The sequence below is a fragment of the Shinella yambaruensis genome (genome assembly GCF_022899355.1).
Classification (GTDB): Bacteria; Pseudomonadota; Alphaproteobacteria; order Rhizobiales; family Rhizobiaceae; genus Shinella; species Shinella yambaruensis.
In genome coordinates, this window is sequence record NZ_JALJCK010000006.1 from 145,331 (window position 1) to 162,484 (window position 17,154).

Genomic DNA, 17,154 nt, shown 5'->3' on the forward strand with positions numbered 1-17,154 from the left:
CAGGTAGGATAAAATGCTGCTGATCTACTGCCCCTACTGCGAGGAAGAGCGCTCGGAGCTCGAATTCCGCCACGGCGGCGACGCGCACATCGCCCGGCCCGCGAACATCGCCGATATCACGGATGAGGAGTTCCAGGACTACTTCTTCCTGCGCGACAACCCGAAGGGCCTGATCTTCGAACGCTGGCGCCATATCCATGGCTGCGGCCGCTTCTTCAACGCGGCGCGCGACACGGTGAGCGACAAGTTCGTCATGAGCTACAAGGCCGGCGAACCGAAGCCGAACCTTTCCGGTGAGCCGACCGCCACCGAAAAAACCGTCGAAACCTATGAAGCCGTGGAAGGAATCGCGAAATGAGCGGCGCCAATCGCATTGCCGGTCAGGGCCGCCTGACGCCTGCCAGGACGGCGCGTTTCACCTTCGACGGAAAGACGTTCGACGCGCTGGAAGGCGATACCGTCGCCTCCGCGCTGCTCGCCAACGGCGTGCACCTCGTCGGCCGCTCGTTCAAGTATCATCGCCCGCGCGGCATTCTCTCCGCCGGACCGGAAGAGCCGAACGCGCTGGTCGATGTCTCGCGCGATGCCGCCCGCCGCCAGCCGAACGTGCGCGCGCCGGTGCAGGAAGTCTTCGACGGCATGAAGGTGGAATCGCAGAACCGCTGGCCCTCGCTCGCCTTCGACGTCGGCGGGGTGAACAACCTCCTGTCGCCCTTCTTCGCCGCGGGCTTCTACTACAAGACCTTCATGTGGCCGAAGGCGGCCTGGGAGAAGGTCTACGAGCCCTTCATCCGCCGTGCCGCCGGCCTCGGCGTCGCGCCGACGGAGGAGGATCCGGACCATTATGCCAACCGCTACGCCTATTGCGACGTGCTCATCGCCGGCGCCGGCGTGGCCGGTCTTTCCGCAGCGCTTGCCGCCGCGGAAGCGGGCGCCCGTGTCATCCTCTGCGACGAGCAGCCGGAAGTCGGCGGCGCGTTGCATTATGATACGTCGGTGAAGATCGACGGCCAGAACGGCTACGACTGGGCGCAGGCGACGGCCGCCAGGCTGGAGGCGATGGAGAACGTCACCGTCCTCACACGCACCACGGCCTTCGGCTACTACAACCACAATTTCGTCGGCCTCGTCGAGCGCGTCACCGATCACCTGACGCGTCCCGACAGGAAGCTGCCGCGCGAGCGTCTGTGGCAGGTGCGTGCCAAGCGCGTCATCCTCGCCACCGGCTCGATCGAGCGTCATATGGTGTTCGCCAACAACGACCGGCCGGGCATCATGCTGGCGTCTGCGGCGCGCACCTATCTCAACCATTTCGGCGTCGCGGTCGGCCGCAAGGTCGGTGTCTATACGGCAAACGACTCGGCCTATGAGGCCGCCTTCGACCTGAAGCGGGCCGGCGTCACCATCGCCGCCATCGTCGACAATCGCGACAAGCCCGGCGAGGCCGTGCTCGCCGAGGCCCGCAAGCTCGGCATCGAGGTGCTGACCGGGCACTCGGTGGTCGATACCAAGGGCAAGCTGCGCGTCTCCTCCATGTCCGTTGCCCGCAATGGCGGCGGCTCGGCTCGCGCGATCCCGGTCGATGCGCTCCTGATGTCCGCCGGCTGGACGCCCTCGGTCCACCTCTTCTCGCAGTCGCGCGGCAAGGTGGCCTATGACGCTGCCTCCGGCCGCTTCCTGCCGGGCACCTATGCGCAGGATTGCCTTTCGGTCGGTTCGTGCAACGGCACGGACGCTCTCCAGGCGACCATCGAGGAATCGCTGGCAGCCGGCGAGCTGATGGCCCGCGCCACCGGCAACGAGGGCGGCGGCAAGGTCGAGCTTTCCGGCGAGAACGCCTTCGACTGGACCGGCGGCATGGCCGGCAGCGGCGAGGGGGCCGGGGTCGACACGACCGTCAAGGCCTTCGTCGACTTCCAGAACGACGTCTGCGCCAAGGACATCCGCCTTGCCGTGCGCGAGGGCATGCACTCGATCGAGCACATCAAGCGCTTCACCACCAACGGCATGGCGACGGACCAGGGCAAGCTGTCCAACATCCACGGCCTTGCCATCGCCTCGGAAGTCCTCAACCGCGAGATCCCGAAGATCGGTCTCACCACCTTCCGCGCGCCCTATACGCCCGTCACCTTCGGCGCGCTGATCAGCCATTCGCGCGGCGATCTCTTCGACCCGGCCCGCAAGACGCCGATGCATGCCTGGGAAGAGGCGCATGGCGCGGTCTTCGAGGATGTCGGCAACTGGAAGCGCGCCTGGTACTATCCGCGCGCCGGCGAGACCATGCACGATGCCGTCAACCGCGAATGCCGCACGGTGCGCAATACCGCCGGCCTGTTCGACGCCTCGACGCTCGGCAAGATCGAGGTCGTCGGCCCGGATGCCGGCACGTTCATGAACCTCATGTACACCAACGCCTGGGACACGCTGAAGCCCGGCCGCTGCCGCTACGGCATCATGCTGCGCGAGGACGGTTTCGTCTATGACGACGGCGTCGTCGGGCGTCTGGCGGAAGACCGCTTCCACGTTACCACCACGACGGGCGGCGCGCCGCGCGTCATGCACCACATGGAAGACTATCTCCAGACGGAATTCCCGCACCTGAAGGTCTGGCTCACCTCCACCACCGAACAGTGGGCGGTCATCGCCGTGCAGGGCCCGAAGGCGCGCGAAATTCTGGAACCCCTCGTGGAGGGCATCGACATCTCCAACGAAGCCTTCCCGCATATGAGCGTGCGTGAAGGGAAGATCTGCGGCGTGCCGACCCGGCTGTTCCGCATGTCTTTCACAGGGGAAGCGGGCTACGAAGTCAACGTGCCGGCCGATTACGGCGAGGCCGTCTGGGAAGCCATCTGGGCTCGTGCAGAACCGCTCGGCGCCTGCGCCTACGGCACGGAGACCATGCACGTGCTGCGCGCCGAAAAGGGCTACATCATCGTCGGCCAGGATACGGACGGCACCGTCACGCCGCACGACGCCAGCCTGAGCTGGGCCGTCTCCAAGAAGAAGACGGACTTCGTCGGCATCCGCGGCCTGAAGCGGCCGGATCTCGTCAAGGAAGGCCGCAAGCAGCTCGTCGGCCTTCTGACGAAGGATCCGAAGGTGGTTCTGGAGGAGGGCGCGCAGATCGTCGCCGATCCGAACGAGCCGAAGCCGATGAAGATGCTCGGCCATGTGACCTCGTCCTACTGGTCGGAAAACTGCGGCCGGTCGATCGCCATGGCGCTCGTCGCCGGCGGCCAGTCGCGCATGGGCCAGACGCTCTACGTGCCGATGCCCGACCGCACCATCGCGGTCGAGGTCAGCGACATGGTCTTCATCGACAAGGAAGGAGGACGCCTCAATGGCTGATCACGCTCTTCGCAAGGCGCCGCTTGGCCGCCACCATGGCGGCTCGGCCGGTGCGCGCGTCACGCCCGCCGCTCCCGCAACCCGCCTGTCGCTGCGTGCCGGCGAGGATGCCATCGGCACGCTCTCGCTGGCCTTCGGCCTCGAACTGCCAAGGCGGCCCAAGACCTCGGCCTCCGTCAGCGGCCGTCATGCGCTCTGGCTCGGCCCGGACGAATGGCTGTTGATCGACGAGAACGGGGCGGATCTCATGGGGATCGCATCAGGCGTTTCCGCGCTGCATTCGGCGACGGACGTCTCGCACCGCAACACGGCGATCCTCGTCTCCGGCCCGGATGCGGCCGGGGCGATCGCCAGCGCCTGCCCGCTCGATCTCGGCAACGCGATCTTCCCGGTCGGCGCCGCCGCGCGCACGGTGCTCGGCAAGATCGAGGTGGTGCTCTTCCGTTCGGGTGAGGAAGACTATCGCGTGGAATGCTGGCGCTCGTTCTCGCCCTACGCCTTCGGCCTGCTGGTGGAAGGCGCGGAGGATGCCGGGCTCTGACGCCCGAGATACGGGTTCGCCCCTCACCCTAGCCCTCTCCCCGCAAGCGGGGAGAGGGGACGTGCCCCACGAACGGGAGTGATTGGGGAAAACGGTGCGGCATATCCCCTTCGCCCCGTTTACGGGGGGAAGGTGGCCGGCAGGCCGGATGAGGGGCGCTTTAAACGTCTTCCGGCCGATCCTTCGGATCGAACTGGATGATGGTGATCCAGTCGGCCGTGAGCGCCGGCTTGCGCTCGTCCTCGATCTCGACCGAGACGTCGTAGCGGATGGTCAGCATGCCGGCGCCGCGAAAGCGGGCCTCGGCGAGCACGAAGCGGCCGCGCACGCGCGCCCCGCTTTTTACCGGGGTCATGAAGCGGACTTTTTCAAAGCCGTAGTTGATGCCCATGGTTTGTTCGATGATGCGCGGTACACAATCGTAGTTCATCGCCGACAGCAGCGAGAGCGTCAGGAAACCGTGGGCGATCGTGCCGCCGAAGGGGGTTTCTGCGGCAAGGACAGGGTCGGTGTGGATGAACTGATGGTCCTCGGTCGCATCGGCGAAACGGTCGATCATCGTCTGGTCGACGGTGAACCAGCGCGACAGGCCGAGCTCCGTGCCGACGAGGGCGGCGATGTCTTTCAGGTGAATATTGCTTGGCATGAGGCTTTCCCGCCGCTCGATTCGCGACATCCTTAAAGACCCGGTTTGTCCGGGCTGTGAAGATCAATGCTTTTCGACAAAAATCTCGACGCTGCGCGGATGAAGAAGGCTGGTCGCGGGACGGTTGGCGGAAAGCAGGCTCGTCCAGCCGCGCCCCTCCGGCGGCGGCAGGGCGAGCGCCTGCTCGCCGTGCGTCCGGTTGATGGCGATCGCGAGATGAACGATCCGCTGCTGCTGTAGATCGGGCGTCTTGAGGATGGCAAGCAGGGTTCCGGCGAACGGCGCTTCCCAGTCGCCGGCCGTCATCGGCACGCCCGCGAGCGTCAGCCATTCGACATCGCCGGCGCCGCTGAGGAAGGTCGTTTCGCCGAGCGCGGGAAAGCGCTTGCGGATCGCCGAGAGCATGGCGGTGTGTTCGATCAGCCCTTCGTCCAGCTTGTCCCAATGCATCCAGGTGATGGCGTTGTCCTGGCAATAGGCGTTGTTGTTGCCCTCCTGGCTGCGTCCGCCCTCGTCGCCCGCCGTCAGCATGATCGTGCCCCGCGACAGGAAGAGGCTGGCCAGCAGCGCCTTCGTGTCCGCCCGGCGGGCGGAAAGCACCGCGCCGTCCGTCGTCTCGCCCTCGGCGCCGTTGTTCCAGGAGTGGTTCTCGTTGTGGCCGTCGCGGTTGTCCTCGCCGTTCGCCTCGTTGTGCTTCACCGCATGCGAGACGAGGTCCATCAGGGTGAAGCCGTCATGGGCGGCGAGGAAATTGACCGAGCGCGTCATGTCGCCGCCATGGCGGGAGAAAATGTCCGAGGAGCCGGCAAAGGCGGTGACGAAGGATCCCAGCCGATGGCTGTCGCCGCGCCAGAACATGCGGGTGTCGTCGCGGTAGCGGTCGTTCCATTCGAGGAACGGCGCCGGGAAATTGCCGAGCTGGTAGCCGCCGGGGCCGATGTCCCAGGGTTCGGCGATCAGCACGCGGTCCTTCAGGAGCGGGTCGGCGCAGATATCGGAGAGCAGTGCGGCATGGGCGGAAAAGCCGTCCGCCTCGCGCCCGAGGATCGTTGCGAGGTCGAAGCGGAAACCATCGACGCCGGCATGGCGTACGAAATGGCGCAGGCTGTCGAGCACGAGCTGGCGCACGACCGGGTGCTCGCCGGCAATGGTGTTGCCGCAGCCGGTGTCGTTGATCAGTTCGCCGGGGCGGCCTTCCACATGGCGGTAGTAGGTGAGATTGTCGAGGCCGCGCATGGAAAGCGTGGCGCCATGGCGGTCGCTCTCGCCGGAATGGTTGAAGACGAGATCGAGGATGACGCCGATGTTTTCGGCGCGAAGCGCCGCGACCGTGTCGGCGAGCTCCCGCATGCCGCCGGGCACGAGGCACGGGTCGAGCGCCATCAGGGCGATCGGGTTGTAGCCCCAACTGTTGGAAAGGCCGAGCGGCGGCAGGTGGCGTTCGTCGATCCAGGCGGTGATCGGCATCAGTTCGACGGCGTCGACGCCGAGCCGCTTGAGATGGGCGAGCACGGCGGGATGGGCGAGCGCGCCCACGGTGCCGCGCATCCTCTCCGGCACGTCGGGGTGCAGCATGGTGAAGGCCCGTACCGCGATTTCGTAGATGAAGCCGCCGGGGCGGAAGAGCGGCGGCGCCACGCTGACGGGCCGGTCGCGCGTGACGATGGCCTTCGGCACGATCTGCGCCGTCTCGACGCCGAAGCGGGCGAGCCGGCCGTCATGGACGAAGCGGCGGTCGATCTCCCTGGCATAGGGGTCGACGAGCAGTTTCGACGGGTCGAACCACAGGCCGTGGTCGGGCGAATAGAGGCCATCGGCGCGAAAGCCGTAGCGCGTGCCGGCGGTCGCGCCTTCCACGAAGACGCGGTGGAAGCCGTTCTCGTCCCGTCCCATGGCCAGGCGGGCGAGCTCCCTGTCGCCGTCATTGTCGAACAGGCAAAGCTCGACGCGGGCGGCGTCGTGCGAATAGACCGCGAACTCCACCCCGTCCCCGGAGAGCGTGGCGCCCGGCGCGAAGGAGGGAGCGGTCATCGCCATCTCAGGTGATCACGGTCGGCGCATCGCGGCCGGTACGGCTCCTGATGCCGGCGATCGTGTCGGCAACGGCGATAAGGTCGGCAAGGGCCTCCTGCGTGTCGATGTCGTGGCGCGCGGCGTCGGGTTCGAAGCGCTCGATATAGACGCGCAGCGTCGCGCCCGACGTGCCGGTGCCGGAGAGGCGGAAGACGACGCGCGAGCCGCCTTCGAAGAGGATGCGGATGCCCTGGTTCTTGCTGACGGACTGGTCGACCGGGTCGTTGTAGGCGAAATCGTCGGCCGTCGCGACGGTGAGGGCCCCGAAGGTCTTGCCGGGCAGCGTAGCGAGCTGGTCGCGAAGGTTCGCCATGAGGCCGTTGGCGGCCTCGGTGTCGACTTCCTCGTAGTCGTGGCGGGAATAGTAGTTGCGCCCATAGGTCGCCCAGTGCTGCTTCACGATGTCGAGAACGCTCTCCTTGCGCACGGCGAGGATGTTGAGCCAGAGCAGCACGGCCCAGAGGCCGTCCTTCTCGCGCACATGGTTGGAGCCGGTGCCGGCGCTTTCCTCGCCGCAGATCGTCGCAAGGCCGGCGTCGAGCAGGTTGCCGAAGAACTTCCAGCCGGTCGGCGTCTCGTAGATGCCGATGCCGAGCTTTTCCGCGACGCGGTCGGCCGCGCCGGAGGTCGGCATGGAGCGGGCGATGCCGGCAAGGCCCTTGGCATAGCCGGGGGCGAGATGGGCATTGGCGGCGAGCAGCGCGAGGCTGTCGGAGGGGGTGACGAAGATGCCCTTGCCGATGATGAGGTTGCGGTCGCCGTCGCCGTCGGAGGCCGCGCCGAAATCCGGCGCGTCGTCGGCCATCATCGTCTCGTAGAGGGCGCGGGCGTGCACGAGATTGGGGTCCGGATGGTGGCCGCCGAAATCCGGCAGCGGCATGAAGTTCAGCACCGAGCCCTTGGTGGCGCCGAGGCGGTTTTCCAGGATCTCCTTGGCATAGGGGCCGGTGACGGCGCTCATCGCGTCGAAGACGATGCGGAAACCGCCGGAAAGCAGGGCGCGGATGGCGGCGAAGTCGAAGAGCTGCTCCATCAGCTCGGCATAGTCGGAGACGGGATCGATGACGGTGATGGTCATGCCCTCGATCTCGTGCGTGCCTTCAAGATCGAGGTTCACGTCCGCGACGTCGACGATCTTGTAGCTGTCGATGGATTTCGTGCGGGCGAAGATCGCATCGGTGATCTTTTCGGGCGCCGGGCCGCCATTGCCGATATTGTACTTGATGCCGAAGTCCTCGGTCGGGCCGCCGGGATTGTGGCTGGCCGACAGCACGATGCCGCCGAAGGCCTTGTACTTGCGGATGACGTTGGAGGCGGCGGGCGTCGAAAGGATGCCGCCACGGCCGACGAGCACGCGGCCGAAGCCATTGGCCGCCGCCATCTTGATGGCGAGCTGGATGACCTCGCGGTTGTAGTAGCGGCCGTCACCGCCGATCACCAGGGTCTCGCCGGCAAACCCCTCCAGGGAATCGAAGATCGACTGGATGAAGTTCTCCGCATAGTTCGTCTGCTGGAAGACGGGGACCTTCTTGCGCAGGCCCGAGGTGCCGGGTTTCTGGTCGGAATAGGGCGTGGTCGATACGGTCTTGATGGTCATCGGCTCATACTCGTCAGGAAGGGTTGGCTCGCGAAAGCAGGCTGGAATAGAGGTCGGCATAGCGCGCGGCGCTGTTTTCCCAGGAAACGTCCGACTTCATGCCTTGGTTCTGGATGCGGGCCCAGATTTTCGGCTCGCGCCAGGCCTTGAAGACGCGGCGCAGCGCCTGGCGCAGGCCCTCGGCATTGATCGGCGTGAACTGGAAGCCCGTGGCGACGCGGGCGGAAAGGGCGGCCTCGTTGGCGTCGATGACGGTATCTGCGAGGCCGCCGGTGCGCGCGACGATGGGGATGCAGCCGTAGCGCAGGCCATAGAGCTGGGTGAGGCCGCAGGGCTCGAAGCGGGAAGGGATGAGGATGGCGTCGGCGCCGGCCTGCATGAGATGCGACAGCGGCTCGTTGTAGCCGATGACGATGCCGATGCGGCCGCGATGGCGGGAGGCCGCGGCGAGCAGCGCGCCTTCCAGGCCCTGGTCGCCGGAGCCGAGCACGGCGAGCTTGCCGCCCTGGTCGACGATCCAGTCGGCGACCTCGGCGATGAGGTCGATGCCCTTCTGCCAGGTGAGGCGGCTGATGACGCAGAAGACCGGGCCGTCGTCCTGTTCGAGATTGAAGCGCTCGGCGAGCGCCCGCCGGTTGACCGCGCGCTGCTTCAGCGAGCCGGCGGCATAGGGGCGGGCGATGTTCGTGTCGGCCTCGGGGTTCCAGACGGCGGTGTCGATGCCGTTGACGATGCCGACGAGGTCGCTGGCGCGGGCATTGATCAGGCCCTCGAGACCCATGCCGTAGTCCGCTGTCATGATCTCGTGCGCATAGGTGGGGCTGACCGTGGTGATCGACCAGGCGGTGCGCAGTCCCCCTTTGAGGAAGCCGACGTCGCCGTAATATTCGAGCCCGTCGACGGTGAAGGCTTCCGGCGGCAGGCCGAGGGCCGGGAAGATGTCGGCACCGAACTGGCCCTGGAAGGCGAGGTTGTGCACGGTGACCACGGTGGGAATGTGCTGCAGGCCGGTATAGCGCATGTAGACCGCGGTCATCGCCGCCTGCCAGTCATGGACATGCACGATGTCCGGCCGCCAGTCCGCCAGCAGGCCGCGGGCGATTTCGGCGCCCGCGAAGGACAGCGCGGCAAAGCGCTGCCAGTTGTCGATGAAATCCTTGCCCGTGGCATCCGTATAGGGCCCGCCCGGCCGGTCGAAGAAGCCGGGCGCATCGAGCACGAGGATGTCGAGGCCCTCGTGCCGGGTGGCGAGGATGCGTGCGGGTTCGCCGAGAAGGTCGTCGAAGGTGGCAACCACCTCGACGCTTCCCAGCCGCTGCATGACCGCGGGATAACCGGGCATGAGCGTGCGCATGTGCATTCCATGCCCGGCGAGTGCGATCGGCAATGCGCCGGCGACGTCGGCGAGGCCTCCCGTCTTGATCAGCGGGAATACTTCGGATGCCACCGAAAGGATGTTCATGAGGACGACTAGAGCTCCAGCTTGTCGATCATGGGTTGGGTGATGAGGCAGACGCCGCCCTCCGACCGGCGGAAGCGCTTGGCATCGAGTACCGGATCCTCGCCGACGACGAGGCCTTCCGGAATGACGACGCCCCGGTCGATGACGACGTTCCGGAGGTTCGCATGGCGGCCGATCAGGACGTTGGGCAGCACGACGGCGCCTTCGAGGCGGGAATAGGAGTTGGCGCGCACGCCGGTGAAAAGAAGGCTGCGGTGCAGCGTCGAGCCGGAAATGATGCAATCGCCCGAGACGAGCGAGGAGATCGCCGAGCCGCGGCGGTTCTCGTCGTCATGCACGAACTTTGCCGGCGGCTTGATCTCGGCGAAGGTCCAGATCGGCCAGGACCCGTCGTAGATGTCGAGTTCCGGGGTGATGTCGGTGAGGTCGATATTGGCCTGCCAATAGGCATCGACCGTGCCGACGTCGCGCCAGTAGGCCTCGCGCTCGAAATCCGAACGCACGCAGGAGGCGGTGAAGCGATGGGCGACGGCTTTGCCGTGCTCGACGATATAGGGGATGATGTCCTTGCCGAAGTCGCGGCTCGACGTCGGGTCGGCGGCGTCGCGGCGCAGGAGGTCCATCAGGAACTTGGTGTGGAAGACATAGATGCCCATGGAGGCGAGCGCCATGTCGGGATTGCCGGGAATGGCCGGCGGATCGGCCGGCTTTTCCACGAAGGCGATGATCTGGTCCTTGTCGTCGACATGCATGACGCCGAAGCCGGTCGCCTCCATACGCGGCACTTCCAGGCAGCCGATGGTGACCTGCGCGCCGGAATCGACGTGCTGCTGGAGCATCAGCTCGTAGTCCATCTTGTAGATATGGTCGCCGGCGAGGATGACCATGTATTCGACGCCGTAGTCCTCGATGATGTCGATGTTCTGGTAGACGGCGTCGGCGGTGCCCTCGTACCACTGCGTTTCGGACACGCGCTGGCTGGCGGGCAGGATGTCGAAGCTCTCGTTGCGCTCGGGCCGGAAGAAGTTCCAGCCGCGCTGCAGGTGGCGGATCAGCGAATGCGCCTTGTACTGGGTGGCGACGCCGATGCGGCGGATGCCGGAATTCAGCGCATTGGAGAGGGCGAAATCGATGATGCGCGCCTTGCCGCCGAAATAGACGGCGGGCTTGGCGCGCCGGTCGGTCAGTTCCTTGAGGCGGCTGCCGCGGCCCCCCGCCAGAACATAGGCCATCGCGTCACGGGCGAGGGGTTGAATCCGCTTTTGCTCCATAGTGTCCTCCCGACAGTCGAAATTATGCGTCCAGCTCGAGCATCAGCGTCGCCAGGGGCGGCAGGGTGATCGTGGCTGCTATTCTTCCATTTGCGGTTTTCTTGGCCTGCACCGCGCCGCCATTGCCTTTGCCGCTGCCGCCGTAGATCTCGGCGTCGGTGTTGAGGATTTCCCGCCAGCGGCCCTCCACCGGCAGCGGGACCCCGTAGTTCTCGCGGTAGACGGGGGTGAAGTTGGTGACGACGGCGATCGGCTTCTCGCCCGGTGCCTTGCGCAGCCAGGCGAAAACGGAATTCTCCCGGTCGTCGGCGATCAGCCATTCGAAGCCGTCGCCCTCGCAGTCGCGCGCATGCAGCGCCGCCTTGCGGCGGTAGGTGCCGTTGAGATCCCGCACCAGCCGGCGCATGCCCTCGTGCAGCGGATATTCGAGCAGGTTCCAGTCGAGGGCGCGCGCCTCGCTCCATTCCTGCCATTGCGCGAATTCCTGGCCCATGAAGAGCAGCTTCTTGCCGGGATAGCCCCACATGAAGCCGTAATAGGCGCGCAGGTTCGCGAATTTCTGCCAGTCGTCGCCCGCCATCTTGGCGATCAGCGAGCCCTTGCCGTGCACGACCTCGTCATGGCTGAGCGGCAGAACGAAGTTCTCCGTGAAGGCATAGATGAGGCCGAAGGTCATGTCGTTGTGGTGGAACTTGCGGTGCACCGGCTCGCGCGACAGGTACTGCAGCGTGTCGTGCATGAAGCCCATGTTCCACTTGAAGCCGAAGCCGAGACCGCCGTCGTGCACCGGCGCCGAAACCTTCGGCCAGGAGGTCGATTCCTCCGCGATGGTCAGGATGCCGGGATGGGCGGCATAGACATGGCTGTTCATCGACTGCAGGAAGCGCACGGCCTCCAGGTTCTCGTTGCCGCCATATTCGTTCGGCACCCACTCGCCGTGCTTGCGCGAATAGTCGAGATAGAGCATCGAGGCGACCGCGTCGACGCGCAGGCCGTCGAGATGGAACTTCTCCGCCCAGTAGAGCGCGTTGTTGATGAGGTAGGCCAGAACCTCGGCGCGGCCGAAATTGTAGATCGCGGTGTTCCAGTCCGGGTGAAAGCCTTGCCGCGGATCCTCGTGCTCGTAGAGCGCGGTGCCGTCGAAATGGCGCAGGCCGTGCGCATCGGTCGGAAAATGCGCCGGCACCCAGTCGAGGATGACGCCGATGCCCACCTTGTGGCAGCCGTTGACGAAGCGGGCAAAACCTTCCGGCTCGCCGAAGCGGGCGGTCGGCGAATAGAGGCCGGTCGTCTGGTAGCCCCAGGAGGGGTCGAAGGGGTATTCGGTGATCGGCAGGAACTCGATATGGGTGAAGCCCATGTCGACGCAATAGGGGATCAGACGGCTCGCCAGCTCGTCCCAGGTGAGGAAGTCGCCATTGTCGTTCTTCTGCCAGGAGCCGGCATGCACCTCGTAGATCGAGATCGGCTGGCGGCGGGCGTCGGCTGCGGCCCAGTGCGCAAGGTGCGCCGCGTCTTCCCAGGTCTGGTCGATCGGCCCTGTCGTCATGGAGGCGTTGGCGGGGCGCAGCTCCGAGCGGCGGGCAAAGGGGTCGGCCTTCAGCGGCAGGACCTCGCCGTTGATGCCGACGATCTCGTATTTGTAGGCGTGGCCGATGGTGATGCCGGGCAGGAAGATTTCCCAGATGCCGGTGTCGCGGCGCAGCCGCATCGCATTCAGCCGGCCGTCCCAGTTGTTGAAATTGCCGACGATGGAGACCCGCTTGGCATTCGGCGCCCAGACGGCGAAGTGGAACCCCTCGATGCCGTCGAGCGTCATCGGATGGGCGCCGAGCTTGTCGAAGAGGCGAAGGTGCGAACCCTCGCGGATGTAGTAGTCGTCCATCGGGCCGAGCACCGGGCCGAAGGAATAGGGGTCGATCACCACCCACTCGCCGCCGACATTTCTGGCGCGGTAGCGGATCGGCTGGAGCTTCTTGACGGAGACCTCGCCGGCGAAGATGCCGGCCGGATCGACCTGCGTCAGCTCGCCGATCTCCTTGCCGGAGAGCGTCTCGGCGGTCACCTCAGCCGCGCCGGGCAGGAAGCAGCGGGCGACATAGCCCCCGCCGGCCGCATGCAGGCCGAGCACGGCGAACGGGTCCCAGTGCCGGCTCTCCAAGATCGCGTCGATGTCCGCCTTCGCCAGAAGCTCTGACGGCCCACCCGTCGTGCCTGTTTTTGGCGATGCGGTCATCAAGCTCTCCAGATTTCCTTGGCGTATTGGCGGATGGTGCGGTCGGACGAGAACCAGCCCATGCGGGCCGTGTTGCGGATGGTCTTGGAGTACCAGGATGCCTTGTCGGTCCAGATGGCGTCGACATCGCGCTGGGCCTTGGCATAGGCGTCGAAATCGGCCGCCACCATGAACCAGTCGTGATTGTAGAGACCGTCGACGAGACCGGCGAAACGGTTGCGGTCATCGGGCGAGAAGACGCCCGAGGAGATCGCGGCGAGCGCCTGCGACAGCTCCTTCGACTGCTCGATGATGGCGCGCGGATTGTGCCCCTCGGCCCTGACCTTCGCCACTTCCTCCGCCGTCATGCCGAAGATCACGATGTTCTCCTCGCCCACATGGTCGCGCATCTCGACATTGGCCCCGTCGAGCGTGCCGATCGTCAGCGCCCCGTTCAACGCGAACTTCATGTTGCCGGTTCCGGACGCTTCCATGCCGGCGGTGGAAATCTGTTCCGAGAGGTCGGCGGCCGGCACCATGATCTCGGCGAGCGAGACATTGTAGTTCGGCACGAAGACGACCTTGAGCAGGCCGCGCACGGCCGGGTCGTTGTTGATCACCTTCGCCACGTCGTTGGCGAGCTTGATGATCAGCTTGGCATTGTGGTAGCTCGGCGCCGCCTTGCCCGCGAAGAGTTTTACGCGGGGGACCCAGTCGAGTTCGGGATGCGAGCGGATCTGGTCGTAGAGCGCCACGGCCTCGATGATATTGAGAAGCTGGCGCTTGTATTCGTGGATGCGCTTGATCTGGATGTCGAACATCGCGGCGGGGTCGATCCTGACGCCCATGCGGCTGCCGACGAGATTGGCGAGGCGGTTCTTGTTCTCCCGCTTGATCGCTGCGAAACGCTCCTGGAAATCCCGGTTGTCGGCGAAGGCGTCGAGTGCCTTCAGCGCTTCGGCGTCGTCCATGAAGGCATCGCCGATCGCTTCGCGGATCAGGTTGAAGAGACCCGGATTGCACTGCATTAGCCAGCGGCGCGGCGTAATGCCGTTGGTCTTGTTGTTGATGCGGTCCGGATAGAGATTGTGCAGGTCGGCGAAGACCGTTTCCTTCATCAATTCGGTATGCAGCGCCGAGACGCCGTTGATCGAGTGCGAGCCGACGAAGGCGAGGTTGCCCATGCGCACGCGCCGCTCGCCCGATTCCTCGATCAGCGAGATGTTGCGGATGCGCTGGTCCTCGAAACCCTTCTCCTTGCGCGCCTCGACGAGAATCTTGGCGTTGATCGCGTAGACGATCTGCATGTGGCGCGGCAGCAGCCGCTCGAGCAGAGGCACGGGCCAGCTTTCCAGCGCTTCCGGCAGCAGCGTGTGGTTGGTGTAGGAGAAGGTGCGGTGGGCGATGTCCCAGGCGACGTCGAACGCGATGCCGTGCACGTCGGTGAGCAGGCGCACCAGTTCGGCGACGGAAATGGCCGGATGCGTATCGTTGAGCTGGATCGCCACGGCATCCGGCAGCGAGGAGAAATCCGGATATTGCTGGAGATGACGACGCAGGATGTCCTGCAGCGAGGCGGAGCAGAAGAAGAACTCCTGCCTGAGGCGAAGCTCCTGGCCGGCGGAGGTGGCGTCGGCCGGGTAGAGGACGCGCGTCAGGCTTTCCGCCTTGTTGCTCTCGCGCAGCGCGCCGATATGGTCGCCGGCATTGAAGGCGTCGAGCAGGATCGGATCGATCGGGTTGGCGGCCCACAGGCGCAGCGTGTTGACACGCTTGGCCCGCCAGCCGACGGCCGGCGTGTCGTAGGCCGTCGCGATGACGCGCTCGGCCGGCTTCCAGACGAAGCGCTGCTTGTCCTCGCCGATATTGATCGTCTCGACGGAGCCACCGAAGCCGATCTCGTAGGAGCTCTCGCGCCGCTCGAATTCCCAGGGATTGCCGTGGGCGAGCCAGGTTTCCGGCAGCTCCACCTGCCAGCCGTCCGCCATCTGCTGGCGGAAGAGACCGTGCACGTAGCGGATGCCGTAGCCATAGGCCGGCACGTCGACGGTCGCCATGCTCTCCATGAAACAGGCGGCAAGGCGCCCGAGGCCGCCATTGCCGAGGGCAGCATCGGGCTCCAGCTCGGCGATGATGTCGAGATCGACGCCGAGCGAGGCGAGCGCGTGGCGCATCTCGTCCATGATACCGATATTCGTCATGGCGTCGCGCATCAGGCGGCCGATGAGGAATTCGAGCGAGAGGTAGTAGACCCGCTTCGCACCCGTCGAATAGGTCCGGCGGGTGGAATCCATCCACTTGTCGGTGATGCGGTCACGCGCCACAAGGATGGCCGCCGTCAGCCAGTCATGCGGCTTGGCGACTTTCGGGTCCTTGCCGATACGGTATTTGAGGCGCTCCAGGAGTTCCGTCGCGAGCTGTTCGCGATCCGACGATCGGAGGGCCGGGGCGAGATCGTTGTTGGTAACCCGGTTCATCATCGGCGAACTTTGCCCCCTCGCATTCTGTGCGTCTATTCTCGCGAAAGTCGCGTTTAAATCAATTTATGCATCTATCCGAAGCGCTTGCAACATGCTTTTCAAGAAGGGCCGCATGCATTTTCGACATGCCTGAAACACGTTGAATATGCTAAAAAACCCGCTGTGCCGGCACAGCGGGTTCGTTGTCGGGAGGGCTTTTGTGCTTAACGGGTCAAGCGGGACACAACTGCCGATGCGCGTTCGCCGATGGCCTTGAACGCAGCGACCAGCTCGTCCATGCGCTCTGCGGCGAAGTAGTTCTCCGGCGAGCTCACGCAGGCCTGCAGCAGCTGCTGGCCGCGGGTCGGCGCCATGAAGGCCACGCCATAAACGACCATTCCGGCGGCTTTCGCCTTGGTGCAGGTTTGCTTCGTCGTGGTGTCATCGGCGGTGTAGTTGTTGTTACCGTCCGTCATCAGGATGATGTACTTGGTCGGTACCTGGCCGTTTTTCTTCTTGTGCTCGGTGTTTTCAGTCGATGCGTTGAGCTTGTTGTAGGCTGCGGCCATGGCGTCGCTGGAACTCGTCCCGCCGCCGGCGGAGAGGGCGTTGACCTGGGTGAGCGATGCCGTCGTACCCCAAGCGAGGTTGTAGGCCGTCGACATTTCAATATTGTACGACACCGTTCCTGTTCGCACGAACTTCGTACTCGGGTCGGCAGCATTGAGCTGGGTGAAGAGACTTGCCGCCGCCAGCTTCAATGCCTCGATCTTCTTGATGTAGCAGGGGCTGATCGGGTTGTTCTTTATCAGCCGTCCAGTGTCGTCATATTGATAGCAGCTGTTGACGGAGGTGTTCTTCTCCGTGGTGTTCGCGAGCATCGAGCCGGATTTATCCAGGACGAGATACATCGAAAGCGCGTTCTTGGATTCGGTCGCGCTCTCGGCGAAGCTCTTTGTCGTCAGCGTCGCTGATTCCTGGCCGAGCAGCCGGGTAAAGGGCGTGAAGTAAATCTTTCGGCTGGACGTCACTTCGATCTTGAAGGACTTGCCGGTTCCCGCTGTCGCTTCTTCGGTTATGAGCACTTCGCTGTTGGCGCCGATATCGGCAGCGTCATCGTCCCCGGACGGATCCTTTTCGCTACCGTCCACGGCGGCGCCGCCCGCCATTTGCGTTTTGATGAACGACAAGGCCAGGAGCTTGGCGTCCGAGGCCAGCATGCCGTCATTGGCCATGGCGGAGGCGGCGGCAAGTGCGGCCGCATCGGTCGCGTCCTGCAGTTCGGCCTTCGCCAGCACCATGCTGGTCAGGTCCATGGCGACACCGCCGGCTGCCAGCATGACCGGGAAGACGAGCGCCGTCATCATGCCGAAATTGCCGCCGCGGTCACGCCGGAGGCGGGAGATCCAGGTCTTTCTTTCCGTGTTCTTCGTCATGAGAGTTCACCCACCATCTTCATAATGTGGGGCGACGCTAGCAGCGAAGTGTTATTTAACGGTTCGGGCGCGTGGTATAGTTTTCGTAAAATTGCGCGGACCCTGA

11 protein-coding genes are annotated in these 17,154 nt (G+C 65.1%); 3 read left to right on the forward strand and 8 right to left on the reverse strand.

The features are described from left to right. Window positions 1–13 precede the first annotated feature (13 nt). Genes MUU56_RS15770 through MUU56_RS15780 form a run of 3 tightly spaced genes read left to right on the forward strand, consistent with a single transcriptional unit; the run spans window position 14 to window position 3,889 of the window. Window positions 14–358, forward strand: coding sequence for a sarcosine oxidase subunit delta (locus MUU56_RS15770; protein ID WP_244768247.1), 345 nt, complete (start codon window positions 14–16; stop codon window positions 356–358). Then, window positions 355–3,348, forward strand: coding sequence for a sarcosine oxidase subunit alpha (locus MUU56_RS15775; protein WP_244768248.1), 2,994 nt, complete (start codon window positions 355–357; stop codon window positions 3,346–3,348). The genes MUU56_RS15770 and MUU56_RS15775 overlap by 4 nt, the downstream gene beginning before the upstream one ends. Next, window positions 3,341–3,889: a sarcosine oxidase subunit gamma gene (locus MUU56_RS15780; protein WP_244768249.1), complete on the forward strand. Its 549-nt coding sequence runs from the start codon at window positions 3,341–3,343 to the stop codon at window positions 3,887–3,889. Before MUU56_RS15775 ends, MUU56_RS15780 begins: the two co-directional genes overlap by 8 nt. A 160-nt stretch (window positions 3,890–4,049) precedes the next feature. Here MUU56_RS15780 and MUU56_RS15785 read toward each other — a convergent pair whose 3' ends face one another. The 8 genes from MUU56_RS15785 to MUU56_RS15820 form a co-directional block, all read right to left on the reverse strand. Beyond that, window positions 4,050–4,535 (reverse strand): MaoC family dehydratase, encoded by a 486-nt coding sequence (locus tag MUU56_RS15785; RefSeq protein ID WP_244768250.1) that lies wholly within the window; start codon window positions 4,533–4,535, stop codon window positions 4,050–4,052. Between the two features lie 63 nt (window positions 4,536–4,598). Then, complete coding sequence (glgX, locus tag MUU56_RS15790) at window positions 4,599–6,566, reverse strand: glycogen debranching protein GlgX (RefSeq protein WP_244768251.1); 1,968 nt, start codon at window positions 6,564–6,566, stop codon at window positions 4,599–4,601. A gap of 7 nt (window positions 6,567–6,573) precedes the next feature. Continuing rightward, window positions 6,574–8,205, reverse strand: coding sequence for an alpha-D-glucose phosphate-specific phosphoglucomutase (locus MUU56_RS15795; protein ID WP_244768252.1), 1,632 nt, complete (start codon window positions 8,203–8,205; stop codon window positions 6,574–6,576). A gap of 13 nt (window positions 8,206–8,218) precedes the next feature. Next, window positions 8,219–9,667: a glycogen synthase GlgA gene (gene glgA, locus MUU56_RS15800; protein WP_244768253.1), complete on the reverse strand. Its 1,449-nt coding sequence runs from the start codon at window positions 9,665–9,667 to the stop codon at window positions 8,219–8,221. An 8-nt stretch (window positions 9,668–9,675) separates the two neighbouring features. Next, the gene (glgC, locus tag MUU56_RS15805; RefSeq protein ID WP_244768254.1) at window positions 9,676–10,938 is read right to left on the reverse strand and encodes a glucose-1-phosphate adenylyltransferase; all 1,263 of its coding nucleotides are present in this window, start codon (window positions 10,936–10,938) and stop codon (window positions 9,676–9,678) included. A gap of 22 nt (window positions 10,939–10,960) precedes the next feature. Beyond that, window positions 10,961–13,174 carry a 1,4-alpha-glucan branching protein GlgB gene (gene glgB / locus MUU56_RS15810; protein ID WP_244768255.1) on the reverse strand — a complete coding sequence of 738 codons (2,214 nt, stop codon included), beginning with the start codon at window positions 13,172–13,174 and terminating at the stop codon, window positions 10,961–10,963. Further along, window positions 13,174–15,633 carry a glycogen/starch/alpha-glucan phosphorylase gene (locus MUU56_RS15815; protein WP_244768256.1) on the reverse strand — a complete coding sequence of 820 codons (2,460 nt, stop codon included), beginning with the start codon at window positions 15,631–15,633 and terminating at the stop codon, window positions 13,174–13,176. Before MUU56_RS15815 ends, glgB begins: the two co-directional genes overlap by 1 nt. Window positions 15,634–15,836: 203 nt before the next feature. Next, window positions 15,837–17,048, reverse strand: coding sequence for a vWA domain-containing protein (locus tag MUU56_RS15820; protein WP_244768257.1), 1,212 nt, complete (start codon window positions 17,046–17,048; stop codon window positions 15,837–15,839). Between the last annotated feature and the right edge of the window lie 106 nt (window positions 17,049–17,154).

Coding starts and splice junctions, on each gene's coding strand:
- MUU56_RS15770 (WP_244768247.1), top strand. CDS start 14: ATGCTGCTGATCTACTGCCCCTACTGCGAGGAAGAGCGCTCGGAGCTC.
- MUU56_RS15775 (WP_244768248.1), top strand. CDS start 355: ATGAGCGGCGCCAATCGCATTGCCGGTCAGGGCCGCCTGACGCCTGCC.
- MUU56_RS15780 (WP_244768249.1), top strand. CDS start 3,341: ATGGCTGATCACGCTCTTCGCAAGGCGCCGCTTGGCCGCCACCATGGC.
- MUU56_RS15785 (WP_244768250.1), bottom strand. CDS start 4,535: ATGCCAAGCAATATTCACCTGAAAGACATCGCCGCCCTCGTCGGCACG.
- glgX (WP_244768251.1), bottom strand. CDS start 6,566: ATGACCGCTCCCTCCTTCGCGCCGGGCGCCACGCTCTCCGGGGACGGG.
- MUU56_RS15795 (WP_244768252.1), bottom strand. CDS start 8,205: ATGACCATCAAGACCGTATCGACCACGCCCTATTCCGACCAGAAACCC.
- glgA (WP_244768253.1), bottom strand. CDS start 9,667: ATGAACATCCTTTCGGTGGCATCCGAAGTATTCCCGCTGATCAAGACG.
- glgC (WP_244768254.1), bottom strand. CDS start 10,938: ATGGAGCAAAAGCGGATTCAACCCCTCGCCCGTGACGCGATGGCCTAT.
- glgB (WP_244768255.1), bottom strand. CDS start 13,174: ATGACCGCATCGCCAAAAACAGGCACGACGGGTGGGCCGTCAGAGCTT.
- MUU56_RS15815 (WP_244768256.1), bottom strand. CDS start 15,633: ATGATGAACCGGGTTACCAACAACGATCTCGCCCCGGCCCTCCGATCG.
- MUU56_RS15820 (WP_244768257.1), bottom strand. CDS start 17,048: ATGACGAAGAACACGGAAAGAAAGACCTGGATCTCCCGCCTCCGGCGT.